This window comes from Streptomyces sp. NPDC057963 (assembly GCF_042887155.1).
Lineage (GTDB): Bacteria > Actinomycetota > Actinomycetes > Streptomycetales > Streptomycetaceae > Streptomyces.
In genome coordinates this window covers 1-10,420 of sequence record NZ_JBHVPX010000055.1, presented here as the reverse complement: position 1 = coordinate 10,420, position 10,420 = coordinate 1, and the positions used below count along the sequence as shown (strand labels likewise).

The window sequence follows — 10,420 nt, the reverse complement described above, 5'->3', positions numbered from 1 at the left end:
CGGCAGCGTGCTGGTGGGCACGGTTGACCGTGGAGTCGACCGAGACGGTCCACTCCACCCGGCCCACCGCGTCGTCACGGACCTGCACCTGTTCCAGCAACCTTGCCCACGTGCCGTCCGCCTCCCAGCGGGCGAAACGCTCGTAGACGGTCTGCCACGGCCCGTACCGCTCGGGCAGGTCGCGCCACGGGGCCCCGGTCCGCAGCCGCCACAACACACCGTTGACCACCTGCCGGTGATCACGCCACGGACGGCCACGCCCGTCCACCTGTGGCAACAGGGGATCTATTCGCTCCCACGCCGCGTCCGTCAACTCACCTCGACCTGCCACAAGATCAATTATCAGACAAGCCTTAGGTAGCTTGTGGTGACCAGCCCGGAGAAGGTCACAAGTTGGACTGGCTTGAGACACAGGAACGCCGCGTGCATGGCGACGCCTGCGGCGACGGTGTAGGGCAGGGACTGGGGGAGGAGCAGGCCGACGGGGAGCGCGATCTCCACCGCGATAACGATGACGGACAGCATGCGCCAGATCCGGATCTCCCGGGCGGTGAGGTTGCCGAGGTGGCGCTGGACGGGGCTGGGGATGGCGAACTGGTGCAGGTGGACGAGCTGGCCCTTGACGTGGGCATAGGTGTGGATGAACTGGGCGAGGTGGAGGCCACTGCGGAACTGGTGAGATCGGATTTTCTGCCAGGCGGAGTTGAGGTAGATGTCCGTGGTGATCAGGACGAGCAGGCACTGTGCCCAGGTGTTGGCGTGGCTGGGTGTGTGGTTGAGAGCGAGGCCGTTGCCGAGGTTTCCGGCGAGCAGGAGGCAGGTGCCGGTGAGGACGGTGTAGCGGACGGCGCTGGGGCTCCTCAGATAGGCGAACTCCATTGCGGCGCCGGCAAGCACGATCAGCAGGGCAAGGTGGGGGCGAGACCCAGGGCGAGTGCCGGTGCCGCCTGGACGCGCAAGACCAGCAGCGGCCGGTAAACGGCGAACAGGACGCGGGCCCTGGCGGCACCGTGACGCCGGCGGGCGAGGGCGGCCTGGATCTGGCCCGGGGCGAACCGGCTCCAGCCGCCGCTGGTGAAGGCGACGGCGAACCGGACGGTCAGCACTGCCCCGAAGGCCATCCGGAACGCCTGGAGGCGCGCGGGATCGGTGGGGTACTGAAACCCGGAGGCGACGGCGTCATAGAACCACATTGCTGTCGCGCACCTCGATCCGCTGCTCGCCCTGCGTGGACAGGACGCGTCCGTGACCGTCGATCTGGTCGTAGCGGCCGGTGCGGACGTAGTGGCTGATGATCGTCTGGAGCACGGGGGGTGGCAGGAGGAGGCTGCCGGGTGACAGCTCCGCGTACGGGTTCACCAGCTCAGTGCGCCCATCCTTGGTCCCGGTGAGGGTGACGACGGTGAAGGTGGCGTTGGCGAAGAGTTTCCAGCGGAACCATCGGCCGGGGCGCTTGGTGAAGCCGAAGGCCATCCAGGTTGCCAGGGCGGCGGTCAGAGCGAGCTCGGCGGTGCTGACGAGTGATGCGGGCACGACAGATGGACCTCCGGATGGGAGGGAGAAGTGTGGTGGTGAGCCCCGCTGGGGGAGCCGGTCAGTGCTCGGATTTCGCGGGCCGCTCCATGAGCGCGGCTGCGGCCTCGTCGAGGGTGAGTGTCCCGCGCAGCAGCGCGGCGACGGTCTCGGTGATCGGCATCTCGATGCCGTGGGCATGGGCGAGAGTAAGGATTGCGTCGGCCGATTTCACGCCCTCGGTGGTCTGCCGAGTGGCGGCGGCCGCCTGGTCGACGGTGCTCCCGGTGCCGAGGTGTGACCCGAAGGTGCGGTTTCGCGACAGGGGCGAGGAGCAGGTGGCGCCCAGGTCGCCCAGGCCGGCCAGACCGGTGAGGGTGATGGGGTCGGCGCCCAGTGCGGTGGCCAGCCTGATGGCCTCCGCCAGGCCCCGGGCGACGAGCACCCCGGTGGCGTTCTGGCCCATTTTCATGCCGCTGGCGATGCCGACGGCCAGGGCGGTGACGTTCCTGAGGACGCCGCCCAGCTCACAGCCGATGACGTCGGTGGTTGTGTACGGGCGGAAGTAGGTGGTGTGACAGGCGGCTTGGAAGCGGCGGGCCACATCCTCATCGTGGCAGGCGATGGTGGCGGCGGCCGGTTGCTCGCTGACGATCTCGCGTGCGAGATTGGGGCCCGAGAGGACCGCGATCCTTTCCTTTGCCACGCCGGTCGTCTCAGCGATGACCTCGCTGGCCCGCATCCCGGTCCCCTGCTCGATGCCCTTCATCAGTGAGACGATCACCACATTGTCGGGGATGTGCGGGGACCAGGCCGTGAGGTTGGCCCGCGGGGACTGGGCGGGGATGGAGAGCACGAGGTAGTCGGCGCCGCTCATCACGGCTGCCAGGTCGGTGGTAGCGGTCACCTGGCCCAAGGGCGGGGAGAGCTTCGCGGGCTGGTACTTCTGCGCTACGACCGGCGGGCACGTCGGCCACGAGTCGTGGCTGGGGCGGGACCGGCTGATCCTGCTGGACGCTGATCCGCAAGTCAGAGGCATCTCTTCACAGCCGTTCCGGCTGCACTGGCATGACGGCGCCCGAGGACACCTACCGAAGGATCAAGCACCACTACACGCAGGGCCTCACCGCGACGCAGTCGTGGCGATCCTTCCTCGACGACCACGACACCTGGCTCACCCTGACGACCGTCACGAAGCTCTACCTCGGCTTCCAAGACTCCACAGCGGCCAAAGCCTCGCCGTATTGAGTGACCCAGGTCACTCAGCCTCGATGGCACAGGACAGCCCAGATCGGAGGGGCAGGAGCTGCGCGACGTGTGACCTGGGCTCTTTGGTCACGACTGAAGTGGTCGCAAGGCGCCGGCGATGACAGTGGTCACCATCCTGCGGACCGCGGCGATCTGCGGTGGGGCGCTGGCCCGGTCGGCGAACAGCAAATACCCGGCCCCGACGAGGATGGGGGCGAGTGTGTCGATGTCAGCGTCACCGGCCAGGCGCCCCAACTCCCGCTCGGCGGTGAGGAAGAGCTGTGAGGTCTGCTTCTCGTCCACCGCACCAGCGCTGGACGATGCTCGTCCGGTCAGCCCAGCGATGCGCTCGCCGCACGCAGTTCGTCCAGGGCCGCCAGGGTGTACCCGGCGAGCTCGTCCTCGGCGCCACGGTCGCCCTCGGCCCATTCGGCGTACCCCCGTTTGAAAGCGAGGACGCCCAGCTCGCCCGCGAGAGCCGCAGTCGGGTCGGGTACGCCGCGGGCGACCAGAGCGGTTGTCATCGCGGCCGCGAGACTGACGGTCTTGAGGGTGTCACGCTCTTGAAGCTCGGCGCTGGAGGCGATGGCCGTCTTCAGGCGGGGGGCGAGCTCGCGACTCCTGGGGCCCATCGCGGCCGAGGCTCGCTCGAGACCGGCAGCGACTGCCTCAAGCGGGCTGGCGTTACCGGGCGCGTCGGCGATCCCCTCTGCCAGCAGCCGGCTCAGCGTCTCCTGCCCGGCGACCAGCAGCTCGCGCTTGTCGGGAAAGTGCCGGAAGAAGGTGCTCTTGGTGACCCCGGCACGCTCGGCGATCTGCGCGACCGTCGTGGCGTCATACCCCTGCTCCGTGAACAGGTCGACCGCAGCCACGACGAGGCGTTCACGCGCACCTGGTTCCCATCGACCCATGGGTTCAGCATACGTGATGGGACTCTTGTCCCGTCACCCTGCTAGGGTGACGGGACAAGAGTCCCATCACTTCTGGGAGGGTTTCCATGCGCGTCTTTGTCACCGGCGGCACCGGTCTGATCGGTTCCGCCGTCGTCGCCGAACTCCTCGGCAACGGCCACACCGTCCTCGCGCTCGCCCGCTCCGACGCCTCCGCACAGGCCGCCGAGGCAGCTGGCGCCGAGCCGCTGCGGGGAGGCCTCGCCGATCTGGACGTCCTGCGCTCAGGCGCCGCCCAGGCCGACGGGGTGATCCACCTGGCCTTCGGCAATGACTTCAGCAGCCCCGAGGCCCTCGCCCAGAACGTCGCCGAGGAGACCACCGCCCTCACCACCCTCGGCGAGGAGCTCGTCGGCAGCGACCGCCCCTTGGTCACCGTCTCGGGTACGCCCTGGGTGCCGGGCCGTGCCTCCACCGAGGCCGACCCGGTGCCGACCGACGGGCCGGTCGGCGGCCGCAGTCGCACGGTCACGGCGGTCCTGGGCCTGGCCTCGCGCGGGGTCCGGAGCACGTCCGTACGCATGCCGCGCACGGTTCACAACGAGGGCACGGGCGGGTTCGCCGGTCTGCTGACCAACATCGCACGCCAGAGCAGGATCTCCGGCTACCCCGGTGACGGCACACAGCGCTGGCCCGCCGTCCACGCGCTCGACGCGGCCGTTCTCTTCCGGCTCGCCCTGGAGCAGGCGGAGGCCGGTACCGCCTGGCACGCCGTGGCCGACGAGGGGGACAAGGTACGGGACATCGCGGCCGTCATCGGCCGACGGCTGGGCCTGCCGGTCGAGTCGGTGCCGGAGGAGACCTACGGCGCGCTCGGCCCGATCTTCAAGGCCGACCAGCCCTCGTCCAGCACCCGCACCCGGCAGGCGTTCGGCTGGGAGCCGAAGCACCCCAGCCTTCTGGAGGACCTGGAGAACATCCAGTCCTGATCGGCGACCGACGATCCCGGCTGACCCGCTGTCGGCGCTTACGTTGACAGCGGAGAACCCTCACCTACGTCACTCGCGACCGACCGTCTCGCCGCAGCGGCATCTCGTACCCCCACATCCCGCGGTCAACGCGCTCCGGCTCCCGACTTGTTCCCCACACCATCGCCAGCAACCAGGCCCGCCGGCGCCGGTCCGCCACCCGCGTGGCAGCGACACATCTCGCACTACCCGCGCCAGTGCGGCAATTCATGTCCACAACAAGCAGGAGGTTCCATCATGGTGGCAGTTGTCTTCGGCGCTCGCGGTAACGTCGGTCGTCATGTGGCCGATGGCCTGCTGGTCGCCGGTGAGCAGGTCAGAGCAGTCAGCAGGACCTCAGCCGCGGGCTTGACGCCTGGGTGCGAAGCAGTCGTCGCCGACCTGGAGCGTCCCGAGACGCTGCCCGCAGCGCTCGACGGCGCCGACAAGGTGTTCCTGTACGGAATGCTCGACCCCCAGAAGCCCTACGACATCGAGAAGGTCGCTGCGGCGGCCGCAGCTGCGGGGATCCGGCAGGTGGTTCTGCTCTCGTCGGTGTCGGTCGTCCTGGACCCCGACGCCGACCACCCGGTCGCCCGCCTGAACCGCACGATCGAGCAGGCCGTCCAACGGTCCGGCACGGACTGGACGTTCCTCAGGCCGGGGACATTCGCGACCAACACCCGCACCTGGTGGGCCGAATCGATCCGCACTGACAACGTCGTCCGCCTTCCTTATCCGCTCGCACAGTCGGCACCGGTGCACGAGAAGGACATCGCGGCGCTGGCGGTGACCGCCCTGACCGAACCGGGCCACTCGCACCAGGCCTACACCATCTACGGGGCTGAGCCCCTGACCCTGCAACGCCAGGTCGAGCACATCGGCGAGGCCGTCGGCCGTCATATCCGGGTTGAACACATCTCCGACGAGCAGGCTCGCGTGGAAGTCGCCAGAACAATGCATCCGGTCGTGGCCGAGGCAATCGTGAGTCAGTGGGCCGCCGCCGACGGCGTCGTGGCCGTCACCTCCGTCATCGCCGAAAAGATCACCGGCGCTCCGGCACACACCTACGCCCAGTGGGCCGTCGACCACGCCGACGACTTCCGCTGAGCTTGTCGTGCTGACCAGCCATACGGGGCCCGGTCTGCTCGGCACTCCGGTTTCCCCCACCCTGGCAACAATGGTGGAACGCGCAGCGGCGCACCCACCCGGCCATGTCTTCACGGTACGCGCAGAGCGGGGTCGACTGTGTCGGTCTTCGTACTGAGATACAAAGCCCCCGTCGGCCGCGGGGACGGCTGTGTTGGCTACCGGAGCCTCCCGGGACCGTCCGAGTTCTGGGAGAGCTGGGTCTCGATGTACTGAAGGCCGAGATGACCGTGGCGATCTCGTTGGCATCGGTGACAGTGCCGTCGAGCAGGCGACTCCAGGCATCCCGCAGCCGTCTCAGGTTTTCCAGGGCTTCCGGACACCGGGCCCTCCGGAGTACAACGACCGCCCGGCACCAGTGCCGGGCGGTCAACGCCCTTCCGCTGCTCCGGCTGCCGCACGCTGCCTGTCGTCAAACGACGGCACCCTCAAGTGATCAACGCACCACCCACGGATGATCATGTGATCGTGGAGGCGCAGGTGCGTGACTACGGGTTTTCGCCGGCTCAGCAGGACGAGATCTGGAGACGCTGGCGAGAGGGGCAGTCGTTCAGCTTGATGGGGCGGGCGCTCGGGGCACCGATGCACCACGTCCGCCAGTTTCTGTACCAGAGCGGTGGTGTCCGCCTGGCCCCGCAGAAGCGGTCAGAGCGGCATCTGACCTGCGGCGAGCGCGAGGAGATATCCCCCGGCATCGCCGCCGGAGAATCTGCCCGGCAGCCAGCCAAGCGGCTGGGCCGATCCCCTTCGACCGTCTCCCGCAAGATCGCCCGCAACGGCGGCCGGGAGCGCTACCGTGCAGCGCCCGCCGATGCGGCCGCCTACGAACGCGGACGCCGGCCCAAGAAGGCCAAGCCGGCCCAACGGCCGACTCTGCGCGCGGTGGTGGAGGCCAAGCTGGCCTTGTGCTGGTCGCCCGAGCAGGTCGCGGGCTGGCCGCGACGCCACTTCCCTGGCGACACCTCGATGCAGATCTCGCACGAGGCGATCCATCTCTCGCTCTACGACCCGCGCCGCCGCCAGGCGATCGACCGTGACCTTATCCAGCGGCTGCGGTCTGCGCGGCCCATGCGTCGCCCGAAGATCGCCCGAAGGCCCACTGGGCGGGGGATCATCCGCGGCATGGTGTCGATCACCGCCCGCCCCGCCGAGGTCGAGGACCGCAGGGTTCCCGGCCATTGGGAGGGCGACCTCGTGATGGGCACCCGGCCCTCGGTAATCGCAACGCTGGTCGAGCGCACCAGCCGCTACACGGCCATCGTTGCGCTACCGGACGGCATCAAGGCTGAGCAGGTCGCCCCGCACCTCACCAGAAGTCTCCTCGGTATCCCGACCCCGCTGCGGCGGACGCTCACCTGGGACCGGGGCCGTGAGATGACCGAGCACCAGGTCATCACCGCCGAGACCGGGATGCCGATTTACCTCTGCAAGCCGAGAAGTCCGTGGCAGCGCGGCACCAACGAGAACACCAACCGGCTGCTGTGGCAGTACCTCCCCAAGGGCGCGGACCTCCGCACGTTCAGCCAGGCCGACCTGGACGCCATCGCCCACGAGCTCAACCACCGTCCGCGCAAGACACACGGCTACCGCGCTCCGTGCCGACTCGACAGTACGGCGTGCCGGCGGCGATCCGGTCGATACCCGCCAGGCGGACGTGCTGCCCATACGGGCTACCGCATCGTGCCCGTACACCCCTTATCCGCAACCACTGCACCAGGTAAGTAGGGGGAGCACAGCGAAACTGCCAGCCCTACGAGCGGAAGTACATGTACTCGCAAGAGGCGAGAAAGAACGAAAAGCAGCCGCAGCGCCCCGTCAAGAGCGCGGCTGAGCGGCCAGGGGAGGCCCCGAGCAGTCGGGTGCCCGATGCGCTACTCGAGCTGCAGCGCACCGTCGGCAACGCGGCCGTCGTCCGTATGCTCCAGCAGGACCGGCACCAGCACGGCGCAGGCTGCGGCCACCAACAGCCCACGGCGGAGCCGGTGCAGCGCTCCACCGTGCACGACGTGCTGCGCGCGCCGGGCAAGCCGCTGGACGAACTGCTGCGCCAGGAGATGGAATCCCGCCTCGGCGCCGACTTCTCCGACGTCCGCCTGCACACCGACTCCGCAGCCCGCGACTCCGCCGCCGAGGTGGGTGCCCGTGCCTACACCTCCGGCAGCCATGTCGTCATTGGCGACGGCGGCGGCGACAAGCACACCCTCGCCCATGAGCTGACGCACGTCATTCAGCAGCGCCAGGGTCCGGTGGCCGGCACGGACAACGGGGCGGGACTGAGCGTCTCCGACCCCGGTGACCGCTTCGAGCGCGAGGCTGAGGCCAACGCGGTCCGGGTGATGAGGCGGACGCCCGAGCAGAGCGCCCGGAGCGACCAGGGCCCCCAAGTTGCCCCCGTACAGCGGGAAGCAGACGCCATGGCCCGGGGCACGGCGCGCGGCACCGATGCGACGGCCCTCCAGCGCTTTTCCCAGGTCACCACCGTGGAGTTGGGGCCCGTACGGATCTCGGAGAATGGCCTATATCTCATGACCGTCACTCCCGGGGCGGACACCACCGTTATCTGGGTCGCGGAGGACGCCCCAGCGCCCCGGTACTGCACGCCGACCGGGCAGAGCGGGGACATCGGGGGGCGCACGTACGCGGAGTACGAGCCGTCGACGACCTTCCTCGCGGACTGTGCCCACACCGCCGAGGAGATCATGCACCAGCAGCGACTGGCCCTGGGGCAGGACGCCAGCGAATTCGCCTTGGGCGGCGCTCAGTTCGGCTTGGGCGAAAGGGAAAACGTGGAGGGCGCCCGGGCCTACGCGCATGCCAGGCCCGGCGGCCCGCACGCGAACGGCGAGGAACGGCCGGACCCCGGCCAGGCGTTCGCCATCGTGGAGACCGCGTGGGACGAGGATTTCGAGCTGCCCGCCAACACCAGCGGGTGGCCCTACCACGTGGCGGCCGTGGTCGCCGTGGACGGCGATGACCGCATCACCGTGGAGCAGGCCGCGGACGGCACCGACGCAAAGGCCCGCCAGGGGCACGAGGGCATCGTCGACATGTATACGGCGGGCACTGACCCGACCAACGGGCAGGCGCTGCCGCACAGTTTCCACGGGCGAAACACCGGCGCTCCGGTGCAGCACTTTTCGGTCGGCGCGATCACCGTCATCCTCCAGCCGATCAACGTGGGCGGTCTCAGAAGGGAGACCGGCCGCCGGAAGCTCATGTGACCCGACTCGACCCCGACCTGAGCTTATCCGCCCTGCCCGCCCTGCCCCTGAACGCCCGCCCGTAGCCGTCCCGCAAGGGCGCGGCTACGGCCTGTCGAGCCCGGCCAGCAGTGCGGCCCGTTCATGGTCGTACATCGGCTCGACGGTGCAGTCCTCGCTGCGGCGGACGGGGAGGGGCAGGGGCTGCAGCGTGCGCCCCACGCTGAGGGGGGCGCGCAGCGGGGCCGTGTCAGATGCCCAGGAAACGATTCGGCGATCGTTTCCGATCAGCCACATGCCTTACGTGCCTTCATCATTGGAGCGCCGTCTGACCTGCGCAACCGCCTCTCTGACCCTAAATAGCCCACGAGGGCTGGTGCACGACGGTCGGCGTGCTGGTCACGCCTCCCAGCGTGCCCCGGGCCGGTTCGAGGGGTGAGCCGGCCCGGGAACGTCAGGGAGCGTCGCCGGTCAAGTCGAAGCGGGCCGGGTCGCCGGGGCGCGGGTTGTACATGGCCTGGCCACCGGCGCCGAACTGCCCCGGCTGGGTGGAGAACGCGCAGTCGGTGTCGACTTCGTCCTGCGTCCAGCCGGTGATGTCGAGAAGCAATAGGCCGTCCAGCGGGTTGCCGACCAGTTCGGCGTAGCGCCGGTCCGGCCGCGGGCCCGGGTGGTCGTGGTCGGCGCCGTAGACCCGGCGGCGTAGCAACAGCTCGTCATCACGGTCCGTCCGTTCAGCCTCGCAGCCGCCACTGACAGCGCCGACCTGCCTGCGCCAGGTGCGGAAGCGGGAGAGCCAGGTCCCGGCCTTGTGTCTGCGGCGGCCGCAGCGGCAGGACTTGGCCATGTACCAGCGTTCGTACTGCTCGTGGGGGGGCGTAGGGGGCATGCGTCGGGCAGGATGCGGGCGGCGCGGGCCACAGCTTCGCGACGTTCGCGGGCGGGGCGGGCAGGTCTCCGGCGGCGGTCTTGCGGACTCCGGCCTTCTCGGCCGCGGCGGCCACCAGGTCGGCCGGGGTGCAGGACAGAATGTCGCAGAGCGCGGCCATGACCTGCAACGACAAGCGTTCCAGGGTGCCGGAGACCAGGCGGTGGACTTGAGAGGCGGACAGGCCGACGCGGCGCTCGCGCAACAGAGGCACCAGCTCGGTGGCCGTGAAGATCTGGTGCTGAGTCATGACTTCGCGCAGCCGCCATGTATAAGACCGTGTCCTATGTGGTGAGTCGGAGGAGTTGTTTGTAGCAGCAGTGGGTGGCGGCGAGTCCGAGGAAGGCCAGGTAGTTGTGGGGATGGCGTTCGTAGCGGTGGTTGAGTCTGTGGTAGCCGGTCAGCCACGACATCGTGCGTTCGATGACCCACCTTCGGCGTCCGAGCCGTTCACTGGATTCGATTCCCTTGCGGGCGATGCGGACG

General features: G+C 69.2%; 14 protein-coding genes and 2 pseudogenes. 6 read left to right on the top strand and 10 right to left on the bottom strand.

Going from position 1 to position 10,420, the window contains the following annotated elements; all coding sequences use genetic code 11:
* The 5 genes from ACFVT1_RS40730 to ACFVT1_RS40710 all read right to left on the bottom strand — a co-directional run.
* Positions 1-331, bottom strand: a 331-nt coding sequence (locus ACFVT1_RS40730) for an IS5 family transposase (protein ID WP_389805775.1), incomplete at its 3' end; no start/stop codon positions are given.
* An 11-nt stretch (positions 332-342) separates the two neighbouring features.
* Positions 343-897: a hypothetical protein gene (locus ACFVT1_RS40725; protein WP_389805773.1), complete on the bottom strand. Its 555-nt coding sequence runs from the start codon at positions 895-897 to the stop codon at positions 343-345.
* Between the two features lie 2 nt (positions 898-899).
* Positions 900-1,193: a hypothetical protein gene (locus ACFVT1_RS40720; RefSeq protein ID WP_389805770.1), complete on the bottom strand. Its 294-nt coding sequence runs from the start codon at positions 1,191-1,193 to the stop codon at positions 900-902.
* Complete coding sequence (locus tag ACFVT1_RS40715; protein WP_389805767.1) at positions 1,180-1,533, bottom strand: hypothetical protein; 354 nt, start codon at positions 1,531-1,533, stop codon at positions 1,180-1,182. Before ACFVT1_RS40715 ends, ACFVT1_RS40720 begins: the two co-directional genes overlap by 14 nt.
* Positions 1,534-1,594: 61 nt before the next feature.
* Positions 1,595-2,419 carry an NAD(P)H-dependent glycerol-3-phosphate dehydrogenase gene (locus ACFVT1_RS40710; RefSeq protein WP_389805765.1) on the bottom strand — a complete coding sequence of 275 codons (825 nt, stop codon included), beginning with the start codon at positions 2,417-2,419 and terminating at the stop codon, positions 1,595-1,597.
* Between ACFVT1_RS40710 and ACFVT1_RS40705 the strand changes: the two are divergent.
* Positions 2,406-2,594 (top strand): annotated as a pseudogene (locus ACFVT1_RS40705) (hypothetical protein); the annotation flags it as partial. The gene ACFVT1_RS40710 and the pseudogene ACFVT1_RS40705 sit on opposite strands and share 14 nt — an antisense overlap.
* Entirely contained in the window at positions 2,581-2,760 is a 180-nt protein-coding gene (locus ACFVT1_RS40700; protein WP_389805780.1) for a hypothetical protein, read from the top strand. The pseudogene ACFVT1_RS40705 and the gene ACFVT1_RS40700, both read left to right, overlap by 14 nt.
* Positions 2,761-2,847: 87 nt before the next feature.
* Here the strand turns inward: ACFVT1_RS40700 and ACFVT1_RS40695 are convergent.
* Both ACFVT1_RS40695 and ACFVT1_RS40690 read right to left on the bottom strand, forming a co-directional pair.
* Positions 2,848-3,108, bottom strand: a pseudogene (locus ACFVT1_RS40695) (TetR/AcrR family transcriptional regulator); the annotation flags it as partial.
* Positions 3,093-3,671 (bottom strand): TetR/AcrR family transcriptional regulator, encoded by a 579-nt coding sequence (locus ACFVT1_RS40690; protein WP_389805762.1) that lies wholly within the window; start codon positions 3,669-3,671, stop codon positions 3,093-3,095. The pseudogene ACFVT1_RS40695 and the gene ACFVT1_RS40690, both read right to left, overlap by 16 nt.
* Before the next feature lie 86 nt (positions 3,672-3,757).
* Between ACFVT1_RS40690 and ACFVT1_RS40685 the strand changes: the two genes are divergently transcribed.
* The 4 genes from ACFVT1_RS40685 to ACFVT1_RS40670 all read left to right on the top strand — a co-directional run bounded on the left by ACFVT1_RS40685 (position 3,758) and on the right by ACFVT1_RS40670 (position 9,027).
* A complete protein-coding gene (locus ACFVT1_RS40685) occupies positions 3,758-4,639 on the top strand; it encodes an SDR family oxidoreductase (protein ID WP_389805761.1) in 882 nt (293 codons plus the stop codon).
* A 276-nt stretch (positions 4,640-4,915) separates the two neighbouring features.
* Positions 4,916-5,767 carry an SDR family oxidoreductase gene (locus ACFVT1_RS40680; RefSeq protein ID WP_389805758.1) on the top strand — a complete coding sequence of 284 codons (852 nt, stop codon included), beginning with the start codon at positions 4,916-4,918 and terminating at the stop codon, positions 5,765-5,767.
* Positions 5,768-6,274: 507 nt separating this feature from the next.
* Positions 6,275-7,531, top strand: a complete 1,257-nt coding sequence (locus tag ACFVT1_RS40675) for an IS30 family transposase (protein ID WP_389805755.1) — start codon at positions 6,275-6,277, stop codon at positions 7,529-7,531.
* Positions 7,532-7,572: 41 nt separating this feature from the next.
* A complete protein-coding gene (locus tag ACFVT1_RS40670; RefSeq protein ID WP_389805753.1) occupies positions 7,573-9,027 on the top strand; it encodes a DUF4157 domain-containing protein in 1,455 nt (484 codons plus the stop codon).
* Positions 9,028-9,460: 433 nt separating this feature from the next.
* On the opposite strand, the gene ACFVT1_RS40665 is transcribed toward ACFVT1_RS40670, so the two are convergent.
* The 3 genes from ACFVT1_RS40665 to ACFVT1_RS40655 all read right to left on the bottom strand — a co-directional run.
* On the bottom strand, positions 9,461-9,718 hold the full coding sequence (locus ACFVT1_RS40665; protein ID WP_389805778.1) for a hypothetical protein: 258 nt from the start codon (positions 9,716-9,718) through the stop codon (positions 9,461-9,463).
* A gap of 22 nt (positions 9,719-9,740) precedes the next feature.
* Positions 9,741-10,184, bottom strand: coding sequence for a helix-turn-helix domain-containing protein (locus ACFVT1_RS40660; RefSeq protein WP_389805750.1), 444 nt, complete (start codon positions 10,182-10,184; stop codon positions 9,741-9,743).
* A gap of 34 nt (positions 10,185-10,218) precedes the next feature.
* Positions 10,219-10,420, bottom strand: a 202-nt coding sequence (locus tag ACFVT1_RS40655) for a transposase (RefSeq protein ID WP_389805747.1), incomplete at its 5' end; no start/stop codon positions are given.

Coding starts and splice junctions, on each gene's coding strand:
- ACFVT1_RS40670 (WP_389805753.1), top strand. CDS start 7,573: ATGTACTCGCAAGAGGCGAGAAAGAACGAAAAGCAGCCGCAGCGCCCC.
- ACFVT1_RS40700 (WP_389805780.1), top strand. CDS start 2,581: ATGACGGCGCCCGAGGACACCTACCGAAGGATCAAGCACCACTACACG.
- ACFVT1_RS40685 (WP_389805761.1), top strand. CDS start 3,758: ATGCGCGTCTTTGTCACCGGCGGCACCGGTCTGATCGGTTCCGCCGTC.
- ACFVT1_RS40690 (WP_389805762.1), bottom strand. CDS start 3,671: ATGGGTCGATGGGAACCAGGTGCGCGTGAACGCCTCGTCGTGGCTGCG.
- ACFVT1_RS40660 (WP_389805750.1), bottom strand. CDS start 10,184: ATGACTCAGCACCAGATCTTCACGGCCACCGAGCTGGTGCCTCTGTTG.
- ACFVT1_RS40680 (WP_389805758.1), top strand. CDS start 4,916: ATGGTGGCAGTTGTCTTCGGCGCTCGCGGTAACGTCGGTCGTCATGTG.
- ACFVT1_RS40720 (WP_389805770.1), bottom strand. CDS start 1,193: ATGTGGTTCTATGACGCCGTCGCCTCCGGGTTTCAGTACCCCACCGAT.